Origin of the sequence: Pseudomonas sp. JQ170C (assembly GCF_035581345.1) — a bacterium.
Taxonomy (GTDB): Bacteria; Pseudomonadota; Gammaproteobacteria; order Pseudomonadales; family Pseudomonadaceae; genus Aquipseudomonas.
This window is the reverse complement of sequence record NZ_CP141608.1, coordinates 3,627,869-3,649,277: the sequence shown is the minus strand read 5'-3', so window position 1 is coordinate 3,649,277 and position 21,409 is coordinate 3,627,869. Positions and strand designations below refer to the sequence as shown.

Annotated in this window: 21 protein-coding genes; 7 read left to right on the top strand and 14 right to left on the bottom strand. The window is 63.5% G+C overall.

Going from position 1 to position 21,409, the window contains the following annotated elements; translation table 11 throughout:
* Nucleotides 1–22: 22 nt before the first annotated feature.
* Genes U9R80_RS16280 through U9R80_RS16265 form a run of 4 tightly spaced genes read right to left on the bottom strand, consistent with a single transcriptional unit; the run spans nt 23 to nt 4,125 of the window.
* Nucleotides 23–1,189 carry a Gfo/Idh/MocA family protein gene (locus U9R80_RS16280; protein WP_301840990.1) on the bottom strand — a complete coding sequence of 389 codons (1,167 nt, stop codon included), beginning with the start codon at nt 1,187–1,189 and terminating at the stop codon, nt 23–25.
* Complete coding sequence (gene aroQ, locus U9R80_RS16275; RefSeq protein ID WP_301840991.1) at nt 1,186–1,641, bottom strand: type II 3-dehydroquinate dehydratase; 456 nt, start codon at nt 1,639–1,641, stop codon at nt 1,186–1,188. The genes U9R80_RS16280 and aroQ overlap by 4 nt, the downstream gene beginning before the upstream one ends.
* Nucleotides 1,638–3,032, bottom strand: coding sequence for an MFS transporter (locus tag U9R80_RS16270; protein ID WP_301840992.1), 1,395 nt, complete (start codon nt 3,030–3,032; stop codon nt 1,638–1,640). The genes aroQ and U9R80_RS16270 overlap by 4 nt, the downstream gene beginning before the upstream one ends.
* 40 nt (nt 3,033–3,072) lie before the next feature.
* On the bottom strand, nt 3,073–4,125 hold the full coding sequence (locus tag U9R80_RS16265) for a Gfo/Idh/MocA family protein (protein ID WP_301840993.1): 1,053 nt from the start codon (nt 4,123–4,125) through the stop codon (nt 3,073–3,075).
* 92 nt (nt 4,126–4,217) lie between these two features.
* On the opposite strand from U9R80_RS16265, the gene U9R80_RS16260 reads away from it, so the two are divergent.
* Nucleotides 4,218–5,162 carry a LysR family transcriptional regulator gene (locus tag U9R80_RS16260; protein WP_301840994.1) on the top strand — a complete coding sequence of 315 codons (945 nt, stop codon included), beginning with the start codon at nt 4,218–4,220 and terminating at the stop codon, nt 5,160–5,162.
* A gap of 74 nt (nt 5,163–5,236) precedes the next feature.
* Here the strand turns inward: U9R80_RS16260 and U9R80_RS16255 are convergent, their stop codons facing one another.
* Nucleotides 5,237–5,668 (bottom strand): hypothetical protein, encoded by a 432-nt coding sequence (locus U9R80_RS16255; protein WP_301840995.1) that lies wholly within the window; start codon nt 5,666–5,668, stop codon nt 5,237–5,239.
* 155 nt (nt 5,669–5,823) lie between these two features.
* Between U9R80_RS16255 and U9R80_RS16250 the strand changes: the two genes are divergently transcribed.
* Both U9R80_RS16250 and U9R80_RS16245 read left to right on the top strand, forming a co-directional pair.
* Nucleotides 5,824–6,111, top strand: a complete 288-nt coding sequence (locus U9R80_RS16250) for a hypothetical protein (RefSeq protein ID WP_028941898.1) — start codon at nt 5,824–5,826, stop codon at nt 6,109–6,111.
* Between the two features lie 88 nt (nt 6,112–6,199).
* Nucleotides 6,200–6,448 (top strand): hypothetical protein, encoded by a 249-nt coding sequence (locus U9R80_RS16245; RefSeq protein ID WP_301840996.1) that lies wholly within the window; start codon nt 6,200–6,202, stop codon nt 6,446–6,448.
* A 1-nt stretch (nt 6,449) separates the two neighbouring features.
* Here the strand turns inward: U9R80_RS16245 and U9R80_RS16240 are convergent, their stop codons facing one another.
* On the bottom strand, nt 6,450–6,941 hold the full coding sequence (locus tag U9R80_RS16240) for a DUF2938 domain-containing protein (protein WP_301840997.1): 492 nt from the start codon (nt 6,939–6,941) through the stop codon (nt 6,450–6,452).
* Between the two features lie 64 nt (nt 6,942–7,005).
* Between U9R80_RS16240 and U9R80_RS16235 the strand changes: the two genes are divergently transcribed.
* Nucleotides 7,006–7,647, top strand: coding sequence for an ArsR/SmtB family transcription factor (locus U9R80_RS16235; RefSeq protein ID WP_301840998.1), 642 nt, complete (start codon nt 7,006–7,008; stop codon nt 7,645–7,647).
* Nucleotides 7,648–7,675: 28 nt separating this feature from the next.
* Here U9R80_RS16235 and U9R80_RS16230 read toward each other — a convergent pair whose 3' ends face one another.
* From U9R80_RS16230 to U9R80_RS16220, 3 genes are all read right to left on the bottom strand, one after another.
* Complete coding sequence (locus tag U9R80_RS16230) at nt 7,676–10,540, bottom strand: HD domain-containing phosphohydrolase (RefSeq protein ID WP_301840999.1); 2,865 nt, start codon at nt 10,538–10,540, stop codon at nt 7,676–7,678.
* A gap of 125 nt (nt 10,541–10,665) precedes the next feature.
* Nucleotides 10,666–11,907, bottom strand: a complete 1,242-nt coding sequence (locus tag U9R80_RS16225; protein WP_301841000.1) for a 2-aminoadipate transaminase — start codon at nt 11,905–11,907, stop codon at nt 10,666–10,668.
* 92 nt (nt 11,908–11,999) lie between these two features.
* Entirely contained in the window at nt 12,000–12,905 is a 906-nt protein-coding gene (locus U9R80_RS16220; RefSeq protein ID WP_301841001.1) for a LysR substrate-binding domain-containing protein, read from the bottom strand.
* Between the two features lie 337 nt (nt 12,906–13,242).
* Here U9R80_RS16220 and U9R80_RS16215 point away from each other — a divergent pair, with 337 nt between their 5' ends.
* Nucleotides 13,243–14,655 (top strand): amino acid permease, encoded by a 1,413-nt coding sequence (locus U9R80_RS16215; RefSeq protein ID WP_301841002.1) that lies wholly within the window; start codon nt 13,243–13,245, stop codon nt 14,653–14,655.
* 110 nt (nt 14,656–14,765) lie between these two features.
* Entirely contained in the window at nt 14,766–15,263 is a 498-nt protein-coding gene (locus U9R80_RS16210) for a PaaI family thioesterase (RefSeq protein WP_301841003.1), read from the top strand.
* A 24-nt stretch (nt 15,264–15,287) separates the two neighbouring features.
* Here U9R80_RS16210 and U9R80_RS16205 read toward each other — a convergent pair whose 3' ends face one another.
* The 3 genes from U9R80_RS16205 to U9R80_RS16195 form a co-directional block, all read right to left on the bottom strand.
* Nucleotides 15,288–16,436, bottom strand: a complete 1,149-nt coding sequence (locus U9R80_RS16205) for a M14 family metallopeptidase (protein ID WP_301841004.1) — start codon at nt 16,434–16,436, stop codon at nt 15,288–15,290.
* A 48-nt stretch (nt 16,437–16,484) separates the two neighbouring features.
* A complete protein-coding gene (locus U9R80_RS16200) occupies nt 16,485–16,997 on the bottom strand; it encodes a DUF4880 domain-containing protein (RefSeq protein ID WP_301841005.1) in 513 nt (170 codons plus the stop codon).
* A 430-nt stretch (nt 16,998–17,427) separates the two neighbouring features.
* The gene (locus tag U9R80_RS16195) at nt 17,428–17,772 is read right to left on the bottom strand and encodes a DUF6124 family protein (protein WP_301841006.1); all 345 of its coding nucleotides are present in this window, start codon (nt 17,770–17,772) and stop codon (nt 17,428–17,430) included.
* A 131-nt stretch (nt 17,773–17,903) separates the two neighbouring features.
* Here U9R80_RS16195 and U9R80_RS16190 point away from each other — a divergent pair, with 131 nt between their 5' ends.
* Nucleotides 17,904–18,563, top strand: coding sequence for a LexA family protein (locus U9R80_RS16190; protein WP_301841007.1), 660 nt, complete (start codon nt 17,904–17,906; stop codon nt 18,561–18,563).
* 75 nt (nt 18,564–18,638) lie between these two features.
* Here the strand turns inward: U9R80_RS16190 and U9R80_RS16185 are convergent, their stop codons facing one another.
* Together U9R80_RS16185 and U9R80_RS16180 are read right to left on the bottom strand one after the other, a co-directional pair.
* Complete coding sequence (locus U9R80_RS16185; RefSeq protein WP_301841008.1) at nt 18,639–20,594, bottom strand: acetyl/propionyl/methylcrotonyl-CoA carboxylase subunit alpha; 1,956 nt, start codon at nt 20,592–20,594, stop codon at nt 18,639–18,641.
* On the bottom strand, nt 20,591–21,409 hold the full coding sequence (locus tag U9R80_RS16180) for a gamma-carboxygeranoyl-CoA hydratase (protein ID WP_301841009.1): 819 nt from the start codon (nt 21,407–21,409) through the stop codon (nt 20,591–20,593). The genes U9R80_RS16185 and U9R80_RS16180 overlap by 4 nt, the downstream gene beginning before the upstream one ends.

Genomic DNA, 21,409 nt, shown 5'->3' with positions numbered 1-21,409 from the left:
CCGCAATGGCCTGGTGCGTGGTTCAGGCCACCGGGGTCCAGCAGCCCTGATCCTGGTCCGAGCGCACGCAAGCCTCGATGAACGCCATGCCGCGCAAGCCGTCTTCTGCGTTCGGACACAGGCGCGCCAGTGGGGCGCTTGGGCGCTGCTCGCGCCGGGCCCGGATCAGCTCGGCGGCGTCGCTGTAGATGTTGGCGAAGGCCTCGAGCAACCCTTCCGGCTGACCGGCCTTGATCCGCGTGGCCTGCTTCGCTGCCTCACTGAGCCAGGCTTCGCCACGGCGCAGCACTTGATGGGGCTGGTCCTGATGACGCAGCTCCAGGCGCTCCGGTTCTTCCTGATGCCAGTACAGCGAGCCGGTCGAGCCGAATACCCGGATCTGCAACCCGTGCCGGTGGCCTGCGGCCACAAAGCTTGCCCAGAGCATCCCGCGGGTGCCACCGCTCAGGCGCAGTTTGACGTGGGCGTTGTCGTCCGAGCGTCGGCCCGGCACCAGGGTGCTGAGTTCGGCGGAAACTTCGCTGATCTCTTGCCCGGTGACGAAACGCAGCAACTGATGGGCGTGCACACCGACATCGGCCAGCACTGACGAGGTGCCGGCCTGGTCCGGGTCGGTGCGCCAGGCCAGGTTCTTGACCCCTTGCTGTTCCAGCGGATGAGTGCCGAAGGCGCTGGCATGCTCGACCTGCACCAGGCGCACCTCGCCAATCGCGCCCTGGGCGATAAGCGCCCGGGCTTCGCGGATCATGGGGTAGCCACTGTAGTTGTGCGTGAGCAATTGCAACGCCGGGCCCTGGCGAACCCGCTCGACCAGGGCCCTGGCCTCGTCCATGTGGGTGGCCAGGGGCTTGTCGCAAATCACGTCGATCCCGTGTTCGAGGAAGGCCAGGCTCGCCGGTACATGCACGGCATTGGGCGCCATGATCGCCACCGCCTGGATACCGTCGGTGCGCGCGGCTTCGGCCTGGGCCATCTGCGCAAAGTCGCTGTAGGTACGCGCCGGGTCCACGCCGTAGGCCTGCGCGGCCGCCAGGTTGCGCTGCGGGTCGCGGGCAAACACCCCGGCGACCAGCTCGAAGTGCCCGTCCAGGTGGGCCGCGTAGCGGTGGGTGGCGCCGATCGATGACTCCAGGCCGCCGCCGACGAAGCCCAGGCGCAGTCGCTGGCTGGGGTTGGCGAGTGTTTTCATGCATCACCTCCTGGTTGCCCGCGCAGCTCGCGGGCGAAATGGTCGATGGCCAGCACATAGCCGTGGGTGCCGAAACCGGCCAACACCGCCTTGGCCACCAGCGACACATAGGAGTGGTGGCGGAAGGCTTCGCGGCGGTGAACGTTGGAAATATGCACCTCGATCACCGGTACTTCGGCAGCGATCAGGGCGTCGTGGATTGCCACCGAGGTGTGGGTCCAGGCGCCGGGGTTGATGACGATGCCGGCCACTCGGCCACGGGCCTGGTGAATCCAGTCGATCATTTGGCCTTCATGGTTGGTCTGGTGAAACTCCAGGGCCAGGTCGTGGCCGCTGGCGGTCTGTTGGCACAGGGCCTGGACATCGGCCAGGGTTTCCCGGCCATAGACCTCGGGCTGGCGCAGGCCAAGCATGTTCAGGTTGGGGCCGTTGAGCACGAGCAGGGTGGTCATGGGTGCAGGTTTCCAGTCAGTGAGGTGGTGCGCAGGGCGTCGTAGGTAGGTTTGTCCAGGGCGACGGCGTCAACGCGGCCGAGCTGGTCCAGTGGCGTGCGGTAGGTTTCCGGCGCGCTCCAGGCGGCGATGGCCGAGATCGCGGTCACCACGCAGGTGATGCTGCCGATCAGCAGCGGTACGTTGTCCGAGCCAGGGGGTGCCACAGCGGTGAACAGGGCCGGAAGCAGGGCGGTGAACATGTAGCCGACATTCTGGGCAATGGCCATGGCCGACACCCGGTAGTGGGTCTGGAACTGCTCGGGGAAAAAGCTTGGGAAAATCGCGTTGTAGCCCTGGTAGATCATCCCCCACATCAGCAGCGAGGCGGCGAAGGCCAGTGGCAGGTTGTGCAGGCTGATCGCGTACAGGTACAGGAACGACATCAGGCCGCAGCCCAGTGCACTGCCGATGATCAGCGGCCGGCGACCGATGCGGTCCGAGAGGTTGCCGACAAAGGGAATCACCAGCACCGCGACGATATTGCCCACCACCGGAATCCACAGGTACACGCTCTTGTCGAAGCCCACACCGTAGGCCGGCTGCACCGCGTAGGCAGCGCCGAACACCGTGGTCACCACCGGGATCACGTTCATCAGCGACACCCCCAGCACCACCAGCATGCCGCGCCAGCTGTACTTGAACGCGTCGCGGATCGGCGAGCGCTGGCGCACCTGCGGGTTGACCTTGCGGGTGAACGCCTGGGGCTCCTCCACCTCGCGACGGATGATGAAGGCGGCGATCAACACGGCGGCGCTGAGCAGGAACGGAATCCGCCAGCCCCAGCTGTTGAAGGCGTCCTCGGGCATGAAGTAGGCCAGTGGCAGGAAGATCGCCGCAGCCAGCACCTGCCCGGCCTGTACCCCTTGCAGGGTAAAACTGGCAAAGAAGCCGCGTCGCCCGGGCGGGGCATGTTCAAGGATCATCGAGCTCGCCCCGGCGATTTCCCCGGCCACCGCAAAGCCCTGGATCAGGCGCAGCACCACCAGCAACGCGGGTGCCCAGTAGCCGATCTGGTTGTAGGTGGGCAGCAGGCCGACCGCGACCGTGGCCAGGCCCATGAGGAACATGCACAGCAACAGCACGTTCTTGCGCCCGCGGGTATCACCCCAGTGGCCGAGGAAGAAGGCCCCGACCGGGCGCGCCAGGTAACCCACGCCGTAGGTGGCCAGCGAGGCGATGATCGCCACGCTGGGGTCGCTGGATGGGAAGAAGATCTGCGGGAAAATCAGTGCCGCGGCCTGGGCGTAGATAAAGAAGTCGTAGTACTCCAGGGCCGAACCGACCCAGCCACTGGCCGTGGCTTTTTTCGTTTGCTGCGTAGCGTGCAGCCCCTCGGCATGCTTGGCCATCGGGTGTCTCCGTTTGTTGTTGTTATGGAGGTACGGCGGTTTACAGCGATTCGGTCAGCACGATCTGGCCGCTCTGCGCGGCCTGGGTGATGGCATCGACAATCTGCAAATTGCGCAGGCCGTCACGCACGGTCACCCGCGGTTGCGCCTCACCGCGTATCACCTGGCAGAAGTGCGCCAGCTGGCGTTGCAGCGGGTCGGCCTGCTCCAGCGTGGCGACTGCCGTGCTGAAGGGCTTCCACCAGGAACGGTGTTCATCGCGCTCGTAGTACTTAAGGCGCATGGTCGGGATCGACAGCGAGCCACGGGTGCCGGCAATCACGTAGCAGTCTTCGTCGGCGTAGCTTGGGTAATCGAGGTTTTCCCGGGCGGTCTGCTCCCAACTGCGGGCGCAGGCGGCGGTGTCCGAGAGCATGAAGGTGCCCAGGGCGCCGCTGGCAAAGCGCAGGCTGATGGCGATGCTGTCTTCCACGGCAAAACCGCGGGTGGCACCGGAGGCCTGCGCCTGCACGGCGACGATTTCGCCGCACAGCGAACGCAGGTTGCCGATCTCATGGATCATGTTGATCAGCACCGGTCCGCCACCGGCCTCGCGGCGCCAGGGCGCGGCGTCGAAGTAATCATCGGGCTTGTAGAACAGGGCGCTGCCCATCACCGCGACCAGGTTGCCGAGCACGCCTTCGGCGATCACCTCGCGGGCCTTGTCGAGAATCGCGCTGTGGGCGCGATGGTGTCCCACCAGTAACCGTGCGCCACGTTGCTCGGCAATGGCCAGCAGGCGCTTGCCTTCTGCCAGGCTGTGGGCCACCGGCTTCTCGATCAGCGCCGCCACGCCGTGTTCGACGCAGGCTAGGGCGCCTTGCACGTGCAGCGGGTTAGGCGTGGCGAGGATGACCCCGTCCGGGCGTTGTTCGGCGAACAGCTGTTCCAGCGAGGTGTACAGCGGCACCCCGGCGGACTGGGCCAGCGCCGCAGCGGCCGGTGCCGGGTCGACCAGCGCGCAGAGTTGGCAGGCGCTGCTGGCCTGGATCAGTTCGATGTGACGACGGCCGATCAGGCCGGCACCGGCGACGGCGATGCGTAGGGTGGTCATGGCGCTCTCATTGTTCTTGTGTGGGCAAGGCTGACCGCGACGGCGGTTTTGTGAGAGGCTAATAAAAAACGCTGGGGAGATAATCGGGCTGAATGAAGAATCAGAATGCGCTACTAGCGAATAATGATCCGCTGCTGCGCGACTTGCAGCTGTTCTGTGAGGTGGCCCGGCGTTCGAGCTTCATTGCCGCAGCCACCGAGATAGGGCTGTCGCCGGCCCATGTCAGCAAGCGCATCGCCACCCTGGAGACGCTGCTGGGGGTGAAGTTGTTCAACCGCACCACGCGCCGGGTGAACATCACCAGCGATGGCGAGGCCGCCTTCATCTGGGCGCAGAAGATTCTCGAGAACGTCGAGTCGATGCTCGAGTCGCTGTCCGGGGCGCACAGCGAGCCGCGTGGCACCTTGCGCATCAGCACCAGCCTGCGCCTCGGGCGCGAGCATGTCGCACCGATCCTGTCGTTGCTGCGCAAGCGTCATACGAACCTGGATGTCTGGCTGGAACTGATGGACCGGCGGGTGGACCTGATCGGGGAGAACTTCGACATTGATATCCGCGTGGGGGAGGTGCAGGAAAAGCACCTGATTGCCCATCGGATTGCCGAGAACAAACGCGTGCTGGCGGCGGCTCCCGACTACCTGGCGCGGCGCGGGCCGGTGCGGGTGCCGGCAGAGCTGGCGCAGCAGGATTGCCTGTTGTTTCGCAGCCGCGACGATCGTTTCGGGGTCTGGCGGCTGACCGGCCCGGGCGGTGTCGAGACGGTCAAAGTCACCGGCCCGATGGCGGCCAACCACAGCGACATCGTGCGCCAGTGGGCACTGGACGGGCACGGCATCATCATGGCGTCTTACTGGGATGTGGTCAGTAATCTCGAGGATGGCTCGCTGGTGCGGGTGCTGCCGGCGTATCACCAGCCGGCCGATGTCTGGGCGGTGACGGCGGCGCGCTCGAGCAGCTCGGCCAAAGTGCGCAGTTGCGTGGCGTTCCTGCGCGAGCAACTGGCCGAGGGGCCTTATGCGTTGGCAGTGGGCGCGTAGGAGCGGGCTTGCCCCGCGATAGCGGTGTATCAGCTAGATCGCTATCGCGGGGCAAGCCCGCTCCTACATCTGCGTCAGTCGCCCGCTTGGGCCTGCAACATGAGTTGCCCTTCAACGTCCCGGACCAGGCCGCTGGCCAGCAGCAGCGGCACCAGGCGCTTGTGCCATTGCGGTTCGACGAAGGCGCGCAGGGTGTCGAGGTCGAGGTTGCCCAGCGGCGACAGCTCGGCCTTGGTGTACGACAGCCAGGCCTTCTTCAGTACCAGCAATACATCGCTGCCGGAGGTCGTGGCAAAGCGGCGATGGACCGTCTGGCCTTGCAGGTTGAAGGTGTGCGCATGCTCGTAGCCCGACTCGTCACCTGCACTGGCCAGGCAGCGGCTGCAACGGCACGGGCCGTCGCCGAAGGCCTTTTGCAGGTAGCTGTTGAAATCCACCACAGGCTTGAGGCCCAGGCGCTTGTCGACCTCGAACAGGTCAGGGGTCAGGTGTTGTTCAGCGGTCAATGTCGTTTCCCAGATTGATCATGGCGGGGGCGCACAATACCAGCCTTTGCCGGCGCCGGATGTCGATGTGCGCGGGATTTTTGTGCGCCAGTCCATTACCCTAGGCGCCCGCGCGCGTCAGCAGACGCCGATCTATCCGTCGTTGGAGTTCAAGCATGTACAACTACACAGCCACCGTGACCGTCAGCGACGACCTGCACGAAGATGTCGAAGCGGTGGAAAACGTCGCGATTCGGGTCGGCCTTGAAGCAGTCACCGAAACCTTGAAGAAGGTGCATTTTGTCGGCGCCCTGGCCGCCCCGGACAAAGCCACGCATATCTGCGTCACCCTGGACAACGGCCTGAGCTACTACGGCCCGATCGTCAACGGCCATGCCGAACTCGAAGGTGGCTGGATCGCCTTTGAATGCGACATGCTCACCCCTCAAGAGCTCGGCCTGTAACGTTCATCCCTTCGCGGCCGCGCCGTCAGCCGGGGTTGTATGCTGTAGATTGCAGACAAGTCCTGGCTGCACCGCAGGAGTGCCGGGAATGAGCAATGTTGATGACAACGAGCCCCAGGACGAGCTTGACCAGCTCGCCGTCGAGTATGTGCTGGGCAGCCTCGCCGCCGGGCCGCGCACCGAGTTCGAGCATCATTTGAGCCATGAGGCCGAGCTCAGGGCGCAGGTGGATAGCTGGCAACAGCAACTCACGGTCCAGCCCGAGCGGCTGCCGGTCCTGCTTCCAGCCTCCGGCCTGTGGCCGCGCATGAAGCGTTGGCTGCATCACAGTCGATGATTCAGGCCAGCACCGCCGACCACAGCAACCCCGCCAGATACAAAGCCACCCCGAACACGATATGGGCGACCAGGCTGCGCACGCGTGCCGCCGGTGGGTTGGGGGTTTTTGATGCGGCAATGCCCAGGCCCATCCCGGGTTGCATGATCAGGAATGGCGCCAGCACCGTGGCCACACCCAGCGCCAGCGCCGGCAGCAAGACAGGCTGGCGCACCCACTCCACTCCGTTGAGAGCCAGCAGCACGGCGGCGAAAACGATGCCGGTCAGGTAGTGGGTGGCCCACCCCAGCACCCGCTCCGACGGCAAGGCCGGTGCCTTGGCGATGCTGGCATGGACGAACCGGCCTTGTGGCATATGCCCGACCCAGCGGCCCACCAGGGCCCAGTTCGGTCCCTGGATATCGAGCACGCGCTGCTGGAACAGTGTCCACAGATCGGCCAGTGCCGTTGCCGTCAGGCCGATCAACACCGCGAGAATGAATCCTTCGAGCATGGGTTTCTCCTGTCTATCATTCAATGAATTGATTGAATGATTGGTCAATGCTACCGTGCTGTCAATGACTGACCTCAATACTCAATTTCAGCACGATATCGCCGAGCTGGCCCGAACCCTGGGCCATGCCCATCGCCTTAACCTGCTCGATGCCATTGCCCAGGGTGAGCGTGCCGTGGAGCAACTGGCGCAGCAGTGCGAGCTGTCGGTGGCCAATGCCTCTCAGCACTTGCAGCACCTGCGCCGCGCCGGGCTCGTGCAGACCCGCCGCGACGGCAAGCGTGTGCTGTACCGCCTCGGTGAGGGCCCCATCCACGGCGTGCTTGCCGCGCTTGGGCAATTGGCCGAATTCAATCGCGCCGCCATGCGCGAGCTGCTCGACGACAGCCGGCACACCCCCGAGGTACTGGAAGCCATCAGCCGTGAAGAGTTGCTCGAGCGCTTGCGCGAGCAGAGCGTGACGTTGCTGGATGTCCGCCCGGCCGACGAGTTCGCCCAGGGCCACTTGCCCGGGGCGATCAATATTCCGTTCCGTGAATTGCAGCAGCGCCTGGGCGAGCTACCACCGAGCCAGGAGGTCATCGCCTATTGCCGTGGCCCCTGGTGCGTGTTTTCCCGTGATGCGGTTGCGGCCCTGAAGGCCGGCGGCTTGCGCGCACGCCATTTTGCCAATGGCATCGAGCACTGGCCGGGCGCATTGCAATAGCACTGCAAGCCTGGGCGCAGCACGGCAGTCAGACTGCATCCAGGGCCGCGAGGTAGGGCTGGATATCCACGTCGTCGAGCTGTTCGCGGCGCAGGAATTTCTCGCCGTACTGGCGATACACCCCCGTGGTGAGGAACAAGCGAAACAGGTCCGCATCGATATGCTGGTCGCGGGCCATCGCCCCCAGGATCTTCACCGACTCAGACAGTGTCTTGGCGGCTTTATAGGGGCGATCGGCCGCGCTCAGTGCCTCAAAGATGTCGGCGATAGCCATCACCCGCTCGGCAATACTCATGTCGTCCTTGCGCAGGCGACGCGGGTAGCCGGTGCCGTCCATCTTCTCATGGTGGTTACCGGCGATGGACGGCACGCGCTTGAGGTGGTTGGGCAGCGGCAGGGTATTGAGCATGATGATGGTCTGCACGATGTGCTCGTTGATCTTGAATCGCTCTTCGTCGGTCAACGTGCCTCGGCGGATAGAAAGGTTGTACAGCTCGCCATAGTTGTAGGCCTGCGCCGGCAGGCGCATGTCGAAGCCCCAGATGTTGCGCGGGTCATGCTTGTCTACCGGGGGCTTGCGTTCGCCCCAGGGCACGATGTGATCGGCACGGTCGGCCAGCAACTGTTCCTGCGCCGGCAGGGCAGGCGAAGAAACCGGTGCCAGGCGTTCGGACTCGTCCCGCGACAAGCCCAGGCGGTTGTCGAAATGCCGTTCCCAGCGCCGCGCGCCAATTTGCTTGAGGCGTTCGATAGCCTCGTCACTCATGAACTCGCCACCAATGTTGGCATTGGCAACGAAGGCGAACTCATCTTGAAGCTCGGCCCGGCGACTCTCCAGGGCCCATTGCAGCGCTTGCTGATCACCGCCAGCGGCCATGCCTTTCCAGTAGTCCACTTCGAGGTCGCGCCATAGCACCTCAAAGCGCGTGCGGATCTCGTGGATGCGGTTGTACAGCGTTTCCAGCTTGGTGGCCTTGTCGACCACATATTCGGGGCTGGTGACCTTGCCGCAATCATGCAGCCAGGCGGCGATCCTGAATTCATACCGTTCCAGTTCACTCATGCGGTAATCGGCATAAGGACCGCTGCGAGCTTCGATGACCTTGTCCAGCAACATCTCGGCCAGTTGCGGGACCCGTTGGCAGTGCCCGCCGGTGTAGGGGCTCTTGGCGTCAGTGGCGTCGGCCAGCAATTTGATGATGGCATCCAGCAGGCGTTGCTGGGTTTCGACCAACTGGCGCGTTTCGATGGCGACGGCGGCAGCCCCCGACAACTCCTGGACGAACTGGCGGAACGGTTGCTGCACGCCGCCCGGTTGCTGCTGGGGTCGCAGTTGCAGCACCAGAATGCCGAGCAGGTGCTCGCTGCGGTCGTTCAAGGCAACGGCCAGGTAGTGCGCCTGGCTTTGCAGTGCGTGTGCCACGGCGGCATTCAGGTCGCCGTGGCTGCCCATTTCCAGGGTCAGTTCGGCGGGATACTGATCGCCCCGGCAATGGGCTGCCAGGTGCAGGGCGTCGGAGGCTTCCTTCTGCAGGTAAACGGCCCCACCTTCAACGGACGTGGCCTCCACGAGTTGGCCGAGCACCTCACCGAGCATCTTGTCCAGGTCGGTTTCTCGGCTGAGGGTGAGGGTAATGGCCTGAAAGTTGTTGATGGTGCGCGACATGCTGCCCAGGACCTGGCTGAGCTCGCGCACCTCGGTGATCCGCGAGTCGACCCCCACTTTCTGAGCGAAGTCAAAACCGGCCAGGGCGTGCACCTGCTGGGTCAGCGCCTGCAGCGGCTGGGCAATGCGCCGGGCCAGCGCCCAGCCAACCAGCAACAGCAGGGCGGTCAGCACGCTCGCCCACAACGCCGCTTCAAGCAACGCCTGGCGTGCGCCGATCAGCAGTTCGGTGGCGGGTATGGCAATCAGCATTCGGATGTCATGTTGGACAAACGACGACAAGGGCACCTGAATGCCATACCAGTCCTTGCCGCCAGCCTGGTAGCGAACCGGTTCCAGACCCTTGTGGTCATTGGCCAACAACCAGTCCAGGCTTGCCACGCCCAATTCATCCAGGCGCGACAAGCGCAGGTCTTCGCCTTCCTTGACCACCACACGCTGCAGGTCCGGGTAGATGATCACGCTGCCTGCGCTGTCCACCACGGCCATCTCGGTGCCGGGCGTCATGCGCAGGTCCTCGACTTCACCCCCCAGGTCATTGACCGAGGCATCCATGCCCATCACCGCCGCCCCGTCGATGCTGCGCTGCGCCATCGTCAGGCCAATCTCCCGGGTGGTGAAGAAGACATAGGGCTTGGTCAGCACCGTAGCGGCCGACGCCATGCCGGAGACGAACCAGGGGCGGGTACGCGGATCGAAGCGGTAGTCGGGCTTGGCAAGGCGCTCGAGCAGCTTCAGCTGCGGGTCATAGAAGCGCCACTCCCCCTGCAACTGGCCGCTTTCGTCCAGGCTGATGCTCTGAACCAGGTAGGCGGTGCCCGCAGGGGCTTGCAGGTCCTGCTTCTGCGCGTCAGTGCGCAGGGTCCGCGCCAGCAGGAATTCACCATTCGGATAGCCGACATACACCGCACTGAGCGTCGCGTTGGTGGACAGGCTGGCCACCAGCAACGGCAGGCGATCGAGCCGCTGTTGCAGGTTCTGGGCATGGGAGATGGGGTCGTGGGCCAGGAGACGGATGGTACTGAGCACCGGGTCGATCAAGCGTTGGGCACGCTCGTTGATGGTACGTCCCAACTGGTGCGTGGATTCTGCCGAGGCGGCCACCAGCGCCTGCTTGATACCGTGATAACCCTGGTATGCCAGTACCCCGCAGAGCACCAGGGTACTGAACATGATCGCCAGGCCGATGAGCACCTGCAGGGGAAACCCGCGACGGGGTTGGTTCATGGTGGAGGACCTTCATTGGCACGCGAAGTGATAACTGCAGTTCAGTTCCACATAGGCCAATACCGGCGGCGCATGGGTAAGACAATGCTAGACCAGCCATTGTCCGGGCGCCTGGGGGCGAAAACCTAGGCCAGGCATCGCTCCAGAATATCCAGCCCCTCGTTGAGCACCTCAGGCTCGATGGTCAGTGGCGCAAGCAGGCGGATGATGTGCCGGACCTTGCCGCTGGGCATCAGCAACAGCCCGGCGTCCCTGGCCGTTTCCAGCACACGGGCCAGCTGCGCCGGGGCGGGTGCGCCGTTGGCATCGACCAGCTCGATGCCGCGCATCGCACCGGTGCCGGTCAGGCGGCCCAGGCAGGGCGACAGCTTCTGCGCCTGCCAGCGCTGGTAGCGGCTGACGATGGCGCTTTCCTGCAGCTCGCCCCAGGTGGCGAGGTTGGCGTCTGTCATCTGCTCCAGGGTCGACAAGGCCGCCGCACAGGCCATCGGGTTGCCGGAGTAGGTACCACCCAGGCCGCCCTTTGGCAGGCTGTCGAGCAGCTCCCTGCGTCCCAGTACGGCCCCCAGCGGCATGCCGCCGGCAATGCTCTTGGCGACCAGCAGCAGGTCGGGTTCGATGCCCAGGCGCGGGAAAGCAAAGCGCTGGCCGGTGCGGCCGAAGCCGGACTGGATCTCGTCGGCGATCATCAGAATCCCGTGGCCTTTACAGAAGCGCTGCAGGGCCTGGGCAAAGGCCGGCTCCATGGCCAGGAAGCCGCCTTCGCCCTGGACCGGCTCGAAGATCACTGCCGCCACTTCATTGACGTCGATCTCGACACTGAACAGTCGCTCCAGGGCCGTCAGGGCCTGTTCGGTCGTCACCCCGGTATCGGCGCTGGGGTAGGGCAGGTGATACACCGGCCCCGGTAGCACGCCGACCCGCTGCTTGTACGGAGCAACCTTGCCATTGAGGTTCAGGGTGGCCAGGGTGCGGCCGTGAAAGCCACCGTCGAAGGCGATGATCGCCGTCTTGCCGGTGGCGCCCCGGGCAATCTTAAGGGCGTTTTCCGCCGCCTCCGCGCCACTGTTGGTGAGCATGCCGCTCAAGGGGTAGGACACCGGTACGAACGCTGCCAGGCGCTGCATCAATTCGATGTACGGCTCATGCCCGGCGGCATTGAACGCGTAATGGGTGAGGCGTGTGGCCTGATGCTGGATGGCCGCGACAATACCCGGGTTGCAATGGCCCAGGTTCAACACGCCGATGCCACCGACAAAATCAATATAACGTTTGCCACGGGTGTCCCAGACTTCCGCGTTTTTACCGTGCGAGAGTGTAATGGGATGAACTACGGAAATGGACTGGCTGATTGTTTCGTGGCTCATGTGCACGCGGCCTCTGATTAGTTTTGCCGGTATATAAGCGAGACTGGCGAGCTGAGCGCAAACGAATTAAAGGATTGCAATCATTCCGCCAATTATGAATGTTGCGCCTCAAGCCCTACGCGCTCAGTGATCCATTGCACAAACGCGCGGACCTTGGGCACTTCGGCGGCGTGCTCGGCATGGGCAATGAAGTGCGAGCCTTCGCTGGGCTTGGCGTGTGCCCAGGCGATCACCAATTTGCCCTCCTGCAGCTCCTCGGCCACCAGGTATTGGGGGATCAGCGCGATACCGCAGCCGGCCTGGGCGGCCCGGATGCACATGGAAAAGGTGTCGAAGCGCGGGCCGTGGTAGCTGTTTTCGCTGTGCAGGCCCTGGCCCTGGAACCATTCGTGCCAGGCTTCGGGCCTTGAGGTGCATTGCAGCAGGCGGTGCTCGGTAAGGGCACCGGCGCTGGCGAAGGCATGACGGGCCAGCAGCGCGGGTGCGCACACCGGCACCACCTGCTCATTGAACAGTTCGATGCAGGTTGCCCCTGGCCAGGTGCCCTGGCCGAAAAAGAAGGCAATATCGGCCTTGGCCTGGACCAGATCAAAGGGTTCCAGGGCGTTGCGTACGTCCAGGTGAATGCGCGGGTAGCGCTCACCAAAGCCCTTGAGGTTGGGCACCAGCCAACGCTCGCCGAAGGTCGGCTGGGTGGCAATGCGCAGCACTTCAGTCTCGCCGCCATAGCTCAGGATGTAGCGGCTGGACATATCCAGCTGGACCAGGATCTTGTTCACCTCGGTCAGGTACAGGGCGCCGGCCGGGGTCAGGTGCAGGCGTCGGCGAATGCGCTGGAACAAGGGATGGCTGAGCATGTCTTCGAGCTGGGCGACCTGCTTGCTCACCGCGCTCTGGGTCAGGTGCAGCTTTTGGGCGGCGCGGGTGAAGCTCAGGTGCCGGGCGGCAGCTTCAAAGCACTGCAGCGCGGTGGTCGAGGGCATCAGGCGTTTGGACATGGGCGGTCAATCCGGCGAAAAAGGCGTGAGGTCATTCCGTAATGGAATCATGTGTTTCTAAAAGGTCGTTTGTGACAGTCGGTCCTCTAGATTAATACTGACCCGCATCAAGGATTTCAACTGAAATTCACAGTAGGCAAAACACCGAAGTCAGAGCAACTAACTGGCCGTATTTTCCTGCTCGAAAGTTCATTGTTTGATTATTCAGAGGGCGACTTTAATTCGGCTTGGGACGGGCCGCAGACAACAACAAGCGTCACCATTCCTATAAAAAACTTCTGCTCTATCCCTGTCGGTTGCGCTAAGGCGCGGCGGCATACCCAGTTGAGGGTTGAACATGGCTTCGCTAGAACAAAAGAAACAGCGTTCGCTGCAACACGGACTGACATCGCGCCAGGTGTCGATGATTTCCATCGCCGGCATCATCGGCGCCGGCTTGTTCATCGGCTCTTCCACCGCCATTGCCACGGCGGGGCCGGCCATCCTGATTTCCTACGCCATGACCGGCCTGCTGGTGCTGCTGGTGATGCGCATGCTGGGGGAAATGGCCATTGCCAACCCCAACAGCGGCTCGTTCTCTACCTATGCAAGCCAGGCCATCGGCCCCTGGGCCGGCTTTACCATCGGTTGGCTGTACTGGTGGTTCTGGGTGTTGATCATCCCGGTCGAAGCCATTGCCGGCGCCGACATCCTCCATGCGTATTTCCCCGGCGTGCCGTCCTGGCTGTTCGCCTTTCTGATCATGATCGTGCTGTCGTGCACCAACCTGATCAGCGTGAAGAACTTCGGTGAATTCGAGTACTGGTTCGCCCTGATCAAGGTGGTGGCGATCCTGGCCTTCATCGGTGTCTGCACCCTGGCGGTGTTTGGCGTGTGGCCACTGGCGCAGCAGACCTCCGGGGTCAGTCAGCTATGGGCCAACGGCGGCTTCATGCCCAATGGCTTCGGCGCGGTGCTGGGCGGTGTGCTGGTGACCATTTTCTCGTTCTTCGGCGCCGAGATCGTCACCATTGCGGCCGACGAAACCGCCAACCCCAAAGAGAAGATCCGCAAGGCCACCAACCTGGTGGTCTACCGCATCGCGATCTTCTACATCGTTTCGATCTTCTTCATTGTCTCGCTGGTGGCCTGGAACGATCCGGGGCTCAAGTCCGTGGGCTCGTTCCAGCGCGTGCTGGAGGTGTTGAATGTACCCGGCGCCAAGTTGCTGGTTGACCTGGTGGTGCTGGTGGCGGTGACCAGCTGCATGAACTCGGGGCTCTACACCGCCTCGCGGATGCTTTACTCGCTGGGTTCGCGCGGCGAGGCGCTGAAGATGACCAAGCGCATTTCCGGCAACGGCGTCCCCACCGTGGCGGTGATCCTCTCGACCTTCGCCGGCTTTGCCGGTTGCCTGGTCAACTATGTGTTCCCCGGCAAGGTGTTCGGTTTCCTGCTCTCGACCACCGGGGCCATCGCCTTGCTGGTGTACCTGGTGATCGCGGTTTCGCAATTGCGCATGCGGGCCATCACCGACCGTGCGGGCACTGAGCTTGCGTTCAAGATGTGGCTGTTCCCGTGGCTGACGTGGCTGGTGATCGGCCTGATCGTCACGGTGCTGGGCTACATGCTGATCAGCCCGGCCTACCGCTATGAGACCCTGATGACCGCAGGCGTCACCCTGGCCATCCTGCTGATCTCGCTGACCCGGCGCAAAGCGGGCGCCAGCGCCCTGGCAGGCCAGCCGGCGGTGTCGGGCAAAGGCGCCTAGCCCGCACCTTTGCAACGTAAAAAAGCCCATGACCTGTTCATGGGCTTTTGCGTTACACGGCGTTACTATCAGCCCTCGCTTTCCCTCTAAAACAGACAATCAGGAAGCTTATGAGTAACCACTTGCTATCCCTCCAGGAACTGGCCGCCCCCGAAGGCGTCTGCTATGGCTGCGGCTGTTCCCACCCCAGTGGTCTGCACGTGAAAAGCCATTGGGACGAGGACGGTATTCACCTGATCTGCCGCCATTCGCCCGACAGCACCTTTCTGGGCTGGCCGGGGCTGGTGTACGGCGGCCTGCTGGCGATGCTGGTCGACTGCCATTCCAACTGGACGGCCATGGCCTACCACTACCGCGCCGAAGGCCGCGAGCCCGGCACCCTGCCGCGTCTGGACTGCGTGACCGGACAATTGAACCTGAGCTACCTCAAGCCAACTCCCATGGGCGTCGAGCTGCTGCTCAAGGCACGGGTCGAAGGTGAGGTAGGGCGCAAGAGCCGGGTGATTTGTGAGGTCTGGGCGGATGACGTGCTGACCGTGACGGCTGACTCGGTGTTCGTGCGGGTCGACACCGAGAAACTCAAGCACAAGGCTCACGGTCAGGCGTAAAGCAAACCAGAGGGTCGACGCACCTCAGCGCAGGGTGTCGACCATCTGCCCAAGGACATCCAGCACGGCGTCAGCCAGGTCCTTGGAGCGTCGGCCATTCCAGCCGGTTTGCGGGTTGGGGGCGTCGTCGTGGTCCTTGAAGGGCATCTCCAGGGTCAGCGACAAGCAGTCATAGGCCTGGCCGACGCTGTTGGCACCCAGGGTCAGGTTGGCCTGGCCCGGGGCCGAACGCGGATAGCCGTGTACCTGCTGGAAATCGACCGTGCGCTTGCACAGGTTGTCGCGGAAGGCTTTCTCCAGTTCAGCCAGGCGCGGGGTGAAGCCAGGGTTACCTTCGCAGCCGGCGGTGAACACATGCGGGATTTCTTCGTCGCCATGCACGTCCAGGAACAGATCGACGCCGTGCTGCTTCATTTGCGACTGGGCAAAGAACACTTCCGGGCTCTTGTCGATACTTGCGTTCTGCCAGGCGCGGTTGAGGTCCTGGCCGGCAAAGTTGGTGCGCAGGTGGCCATGGAAGGCGCCGTCGGGGTTCATGTTGGGGATCAGGTAGAGGTCGGCTCGCTGGAGCAACGCCTGCACGGTCGGATCGTTCTGCTGCAAGCGATCGATCACGCCTTCCATGAACCATTCGGCCATGTGCTCGCCTGGGTGCTGCTGGGCAATCAGCCACAGCTTGCGCTTGCCGGGGGCTCCGTCGCCTGCGCGCAGCAAGGGAATATCACGGCCTTCAACGCTGCGGCCGGTGGCCAGTAGCTCGACACCCGGCAACTGCCGGGCGCGTTCGATCAATTGGTTATGGCGGGCACGGGGGTAGGGCTCGAAATAGGCAAACCAGGCCTGTGGCTGCTCGGCGGCCAGTTCAAAGGTCAAGGCCTTGCCGTCAAAGCGGGTAGGGACGCGGAACCACTGCTGCTGATCGTAGGACGCCACGGCCTGGTAGCCCGTCCAGGCCCCGTTATAGGAAGACTGGCCGGCGTTCTCCAGGACAAAACCGTGCTGCTGGCCTGGGGTCAGGCCGTTGGCCTTGAAATGGAACCACTGGAAGTGACCGCTGTGGGTGTCGGGCCGGATAGCCAGGCGGGTCAGGCGCGGGTCACTGGCATCGTTGATCAGGATATTGCCGGAATCGAAATCGCAGTCGATATGCAGAGGGGGCAGCGTCACAGTCATCACCAGGCACCTGTAGAGTTGTTGTGGCACCCACTCTACACGCCTGGATCAGGACCAGAAACCAATCGCTGCCAATGCTGCCAGGCCCAGGCCGATGGCCACCGAGCAACCGCCCACCGACAAGGCCGCGCGCGGCTCGCGGTACCAGGCGTCGTGGCCCAGCCGCTGCGCCGGGGCGAGCAAGGTGCGCCAGCGCAGTTCGGTGGCGTGGAAGGCTTCGCGATGTTCGGGGGCGGTGTCCAGCCAGCGGCGAAAGTCGATGCGCTCGCTGGCCGTCACCTGCGGGCTCTGCAAGCGCACATACCATTGGCCGGCCATGCTCGCGATGACGTCACCTTGCGGGCGTACGCTTTGCAGGGCCTGGTTCATGTGGCGTTCGACAGTCAGTGCGGGCAGGCCCAGGCGCTCGGCGATGCTGGCAAAGCTCAGTTGATCGAGACGGCTCAGGAGGAAGACTTGCTGGACGCGACGCGGCAGCTTCTTCAGGTGTTGCAGCAGGGTGTCGTCCGCAAGGTCCTGGGACTCGGGGTGATGCTCAAGGGGCAGCAGCAGACGGGTCATGTACAAGCTCCTTGCTCGGATGGGGGGAGGGGGCGTCCTCCGTGACGCTGCATCAGCTTAGTCTTAACGAGATTGATTCTCAAGTGCTAATTCTGCAAAGCGCCGTTACATCCTTCACGGTACGACATTCATTTGCTATCATCGCGGCCATTCAAGCAACACCCGCCTTCATTAGCCTGAAGAGCCAAAAAAAAAGACCCGGCAAAAAGCCGGGTCAAAAACCGTGATTAGCCTGATGAGGAGATAATCTGAGAGTCCGACCTAAGGGCTTTCAGTTTATCCAACCAGTCTCGCGACCAGTTGCGAGCAATAATAATCGTTATCATTTGCAAGTCAAATGAATTCTCCGTCATTCCGTAAAAAAACTTTACCGAATGCGCTCCCTCCTTGAATGAACGGCGCCAGCGCCGCCATGCTGCGACTCCCCACGTTAACCCTCTGTCCCTTTAGCGCGCTGCTCGGCAGGTATGTGCTCGACCATGGTCTGGGCCAGACGGACCATGTGCACCACGGTCAAGGCCAGTTGCCGCGGCCGTCCCTGTAACCCGTTGGCCGACTCGCAGGCGGTGGCTTCGGCACACAGCAGCAACTGCACGGCACGTTCGGCAGCCTCAGGACCGCTGAGGTTTTCTCGCGGGACCACCCAGGGTTCCTCCACCGACGGCAACACCGGGGCTGGATTGAGGTAGAAATCCAGCGCTTTGCGGGCAGCGTCGCTGGTACTCAGCGCTTCGTTATCCAGGTTGAGATCCATTTCAGGAAATGTCTGCTTCATTCGGCTACCTGCCATAGGGGTAAGCGTTCTAAGGTAGGTCCGCATAATAATACGCAATGTAGTTGTGACTGCTTTTTAAATACTACAATTTGTGTATTGAGCGTCATGGAGCAGTCCGTATCGTGCCAGCGATGGATAATTGGACTGATCTGGTCAAGGCCAGAATGCGTGAACTCAAAGTCACGCAGGAGAATCTCGCCGAACGCATCGGGGTCACCCAGGGTGCAGTCGGGCATTGGTTGCGCGAAGAGCGCGAGCCCAGGCTCAGGGTGTTGAACCAGATTCTGATCGAGGTCGGCTTGCCGCCTCTGCAGATGGTGTTTCCCCCGCACACCTCGGAAACCAGCGGCACCTATGGAGCGCCCGGCACGGCGGCGGCATCCCTGGACCCGGCGCACCAGAAGCACGATCTGTATTTTCGCTACCCGATCCTGGCCTGGGACGGCCTGGAAACGATCGAGCCCACTGAACCCTGCGTACGCCAGTCCTCGGACCATGTCGCGTTGGGCCGTGCGTTCTGGCTGCCGGTAGAAGGCGACGCAATGACCGCGCCGATGGGCTTGAGCGTGCCGGAGGGCATGCTGATCCTGGTGGATACAGGCGTGAGCGTTGCACCGGGCAAGCTGGTGATCGCCCGCGTGCCCGACCGCACGGGCCTGATTTTCCGCCAACTGATCGAGGAGGGTGGCCAGCGCTACCTCAAGCCACTGAATCCGACGTACCCCAAGGCGGTGTTCACGCAGCAGTGTGAAGTGCTGGGTGTGGTGGTACAGGCGTTTGTAAGGTTCTAAAAGCATCGGGGGGCAAGCCCGCGTCTACAGGTACACACAGAACCTGTAGACGCGAGCCTGCCCCCCGATGTGTTTTCAGTCTTCTTGCAGCTCTACCAGTACAGCCCCTTCGCTGACCATCTCGCCTTCCTGGCAAAACAGCGCCTTGACCGTCCCGGCGTGCGCTGCGCGAATGCTGTGTTCCATTTTCATGGCTTCCAGCACCACCAACTGAGTACCGGCTTCAACCGTCTGCCCCACCTCGACCAACACCCGCACGATACTGCCGTTCATGGGCGCACTCAGGCCGCCCTGGTGGCTGTGGCTGGCATCGGCCTCGGCAATCGGGTCGAACGGGGTCACCGCGTGCAGCTCGCCGTCCCATTGCAGGTAAAGGGTGTTGCCGCGACGGATCGCCAGGTGCCGACGGCGCAGGCCATCGTGCTCGATCATCAGTTCATCGCCGTCCAGCGTCAGCGTCGGCGCAGCCGCATGGGTGAGCGCCACGGCCTGGTCCTGGCCATTGCAGTTCAAGTGCAGGCTGATATGCGCCGGTACGCCCAGGCGCAAGCCCGCATTGGCCGCCCAGGGCGAGTGGCGATCATCGTCACGGTGTTGCACCGGTTGGCTCTGGATGAAGGCTTCAGCCGCTGCCTGCCAAAACGTGGCGGGCAGGGGCTGGGGCGCTGGCAGCAACTGCTCCTGATAGCGCGGGATGAAACCGGTATCAAGCTCGGCCTCGGCAAACGCCGGGTGGGCGAGGATGCGCCGCAGGAACGCGATGTTGGTTTTCAGCCCGCCAATGGCGAACTCATCGAGCATCGCCAGCAACCGCAGGCGTGCCTGTTCACGGGTCTGGCCCCAGGCGATCAGCTTGCCCAGCATCGGGTCGTAGAACGGCGAGATGCTGTCGCCTTCACTGACGCCACTGTCGACCCGACGCCCTTTACCCGGCGCCGATTCGCGGTACAGCGCCAGTTGCCCGGTAGCCGGGAGGAAGTCGTTGGCGGGGTCTTCGGCGTACAGGCGCACTTCGATGGCGTGACCGTTGAGCGGCACCTGCTCCTGGGTGATCGGCAGCGGTTCGCCACAGGCGACACGGATCTGCCAGGCCACCAGGTCCAGGCCGGTAATGGCTTCGGTCACCGGGTGTTCTACCTGCAAGCGGGTGTTCATCTCCATGAAGAAGAATTCGCCGCGGGCATCGAGCAGGAATTCGACGGTACCGGCGCCGACATAACCAATGGCCTGCGCTGCCTTGACCGCCGCTTCGCCCATGGCCTGGCGCTGGGCTGGGCTCAGGCCGGGGGCTGGGGCTTCCTCGACGACTTTCTGGTGGCGGCGCTGGATCGAGCAGTCGCGCTCATTGAGGTACAGGCAGTTGCCGTGCTGGTCGGCGAACACCTGAATCTCTACGTGACGCGGCTTGAGTACATACTTTTCCACCAGCATGCGCGCATCGCCAAACGACGACTGGGCTTCACGCTGGGCCGACGCCAGGGCTTCGGCCAGTTGGCTTTCGCTTTCGACGACCTTCATGCCTTTGCCGCCACCGCCTGCGGTGGCCTTGAGCAGCACCGGGTAGCCGATGGTCTCGGCGGCGGCGCGGAAGGTTTCCAGGTCCTGGGCTTCGCCGTGGTAGCCCGGCACCAGGGGCACGCCGGCTTGCTCCATCAGCGCCTTGGCGGCGGACTTGCTGCCCATCGCGTCGATGGCGCTGGCCGGTGGGCCGAGGAAGATCAGCCCGGCGGCTTCGATGGCACGGGCAAAGCCTGCGTTCTCCGACAGAAAGCCATAACCCGGGTGAATCGCCTGGGCGCCGCTGGCCTTGGCTGCGGCCAGCAGTTTGTCGATGTCCAGGTAGCTCTCGGCGGCCTTGGCGCCGCCCAGGTCAACACGGATATCGGCTTCTCGGCTGTGACGCGCCTCGCGGTCGATGGCGCTGTGTACGGCCACGGTGGTCAAGCCCAGGGCCTTGGCGGTGCGCATCACCCGGCAGGCGATCTCGCCGCGGTTGGCAACCAGCAAGGTAGTCAATGGCGTGCGGGTCATGGGCGCGGCTCCTTGTTCGACGGTTCGCCCTGCCAGGCGGGTGTGCGTTTTTCCAGGAAGGCGCGCAAGCCTTCCTGGCCTTCGGGGCTGACCCGGATGCGGGCGATGGCGTTCTCGCAGTAGCGGCGCAGGGCAGGGGTCAGCTCACCGTGACCCACTTCGCGCAGCAACTCTTTGCTGGCGCGCATGGCCTGGGGGCTGTTGAGCAGCAGATTGTCGATCCACAGTTCGACCTGCTGCTCAAGCTCGGTGGCCGGGTAGGCCTCGGCCAGCAAGCCCAGTTCACGGGCGCGCTCGCCACTGAAGCGCTCGGCGGTCAGGGCGTAGCGACGTGCGGCGCGCTCGCCCATGGCCTGTACCACGAACGGGCTGATCACCGCAGGCGCCAGGCCGATGCGCACTTCCGACAGGCACAGTTGCGCCTCACGGGTGCCGATGGCCATGTCGCAGCAACTGATCAGGCCCAGCGCGCCACCGAAGGCTGCGCCCTGGACCACGGCCAGAGTCGGGACCTTGAGCTTGGCCAGGTTGTACATCAGCTCTGCCAGCTCGCGGGCATCGTCCAGGTTGGTGTTGTAGTCCAGCGCTGCCGATTGCTGCATCCAGGCAAGGTCGGCGCCTGCGCTGAAATGCCGGCCACGGCCACGCAGCAGGACGAAGCGCAGGCTGGTGTCCGCGGCGATCTGGTCGATGGCCAGGATCAGTTCGCGGATCATCTGGGCGTTGAAGGCGTTGTTCTTGTCTTCCCGGCTTAGCCACAGGGTGGCGAAACCACGGGAGTCCTTGATCAGTTCAAGGGTAGTGAAGTCGCTCAT

What these genes read in the sequence shown, in the direction of transcription:
- U9R80_RS16240 (WP_301840997.1), bottom strand. Translation starts at nt 6,941, where the DNA reads ATGCTCGAAGGATTCATTCTCGCGGTGTTGATCGGCCTGACGGCAACG.
- U9R80_RS16225 (WP_301841000.1), bottom strand. Translation starts at nt 11,907, where the DNA reads ATGAGCCACGAAACAATCAGCCAGTCCATTTCCGTAGTTCATCCCATT.
- U9R80_RS16265 (WP_301840993.1), bottom strand. Translation starts at nt 4,125, where the DNA reads ATGACCACCCTACGCATCGCCGTCGCCGGTGCCGGCCTGATCGGCCGT.
- U9R80_RS16205 (WP_301841004.1), bottom strand. Translation starts at nt 16,436, where the DNA reads ATGACTGTGACGCTGCCCCCTCTGCATATCGACTGCGATTTCGATTCC.
- U9R80_RS16200 (WP_301841005.1), bottom strand. Translation starts at nt 16,997, where the DNA reads ATGACCCGTCTGCTGCTGCCCCTTGAGCATCACCCCGAGTCCCAGGAC.
- U9R80_RS16245 (WP_301840996.1), top strand. Translation starts at nt 6,200, where the DNA reads ATGAGCAATGTTGATGACAACGAGCCCCAGGACGAGCTTGACCAGCTC.
- U9R80_RS16235 (WP_301840998.1), top strand. Translation starts at nt 7,006, where the DNA reads ATGACTGACCTCAATACTCAATTTCAGCACGATATCGCCGAGCTGGCC.
- U9R80_RS16250 (WP_028941898.1), top strand. Translation starts at nt 5,824, where the DNA reads ATGTACAACTACACAGCCACCGTGACCGTCAGCGACGACCTGCACGAA.
- U9R80_RS16260 (WP_301840994.1), top strand. Translation starts at nt 4,218, where the DNA reads ATGAAGAATCAGAATGCGCTACTAGCGAATAATGATCCGCTGCTGCGC.
- U9R80_RS16220 (WP_301841001.1), bottom strand. Translation starts at nt 12,905, where the DNA reads ATGTCCAAACGCCTGATGCCCTCGACCACCGCGCTGCAGTGCTTTGAA.
- U9R80_RS16210 (WP_301841003.1), top strand. Translation starts at nt 14,766, where the DNA reads ATGAGTAACCACTTGCTATCCCTCCAGGAACTGGCCGCCCCCGAAGGC.
- aroQ (WP_301840991.1), bottom strand. Translation starts at nt 1,641, where the DNA reads ATGACCACCCTGCTCGTGCTCAACGGCCCCAACCTGAACATGCTTGGC.
- U9R80_RS16280 (WP_301840990.1), bottom strand. Translation starts at nt 1,189, where the DNA reads ATGAAAACACTCGCCAACCCCAGCCAGCGACTGCGCCTGGGCTTCGTC.
- U9R80_RS16185 (WP_301841008.1), bottom strand. Translation starts at nt 20,594, where the DNA reads ATGACCCGCACGCCATTGACTACCTTGCTGGTTGCCAACCGCGGCGAG.
- U9R80_RS16180 (WP_301841009.1), bottom strand. Translation starts at nt 21,409, where the DNA reads ATGAGCGACTTCACTACCCTTGAACTGATCAAGGACTCCCGTGGTTTC.
- U9R80_RS16190 (WP_301841007.1), top strand. Translation starts at nt 17,904, where the DNA reads ATGGATAATTGGACTGATCTGGTCAAGGCCAGAATGCGTGAACTCAAA.
- U9R80_RS16270 (WP_301840992.1), bottom strand. Translation starts at nt 3,032, where the DNA reads ATGGCCAAGCATGCCGAGGGGCTGCACGCTACGCAGCAAACGAAAAAA.
- U9R80_RS16195 (WP_301841006.1), bottom strand. Translation starts at nt 17,772, where the DNA reads ATGAAGCAGACATTTCCTGAAATGGATCTCAACCTGGATAACGAAGCG.
- U9R80_RS16230 (WP_301840999.1), bottom strand. Translation starts at nt 10,540, where the DNA reads ATGAACCAACCCCGTCGCGGGTTTCCCCTGCAGGTGCTCATCGGCCTG.
- U9R80_RS16215 (WP_301841002.1), top strand. Translation starts at nt 13,243, where the DNA reads ATGGCTTCGCTAGAACAAAAGAAACAGCGTTCGCTGCAACACGGACTG.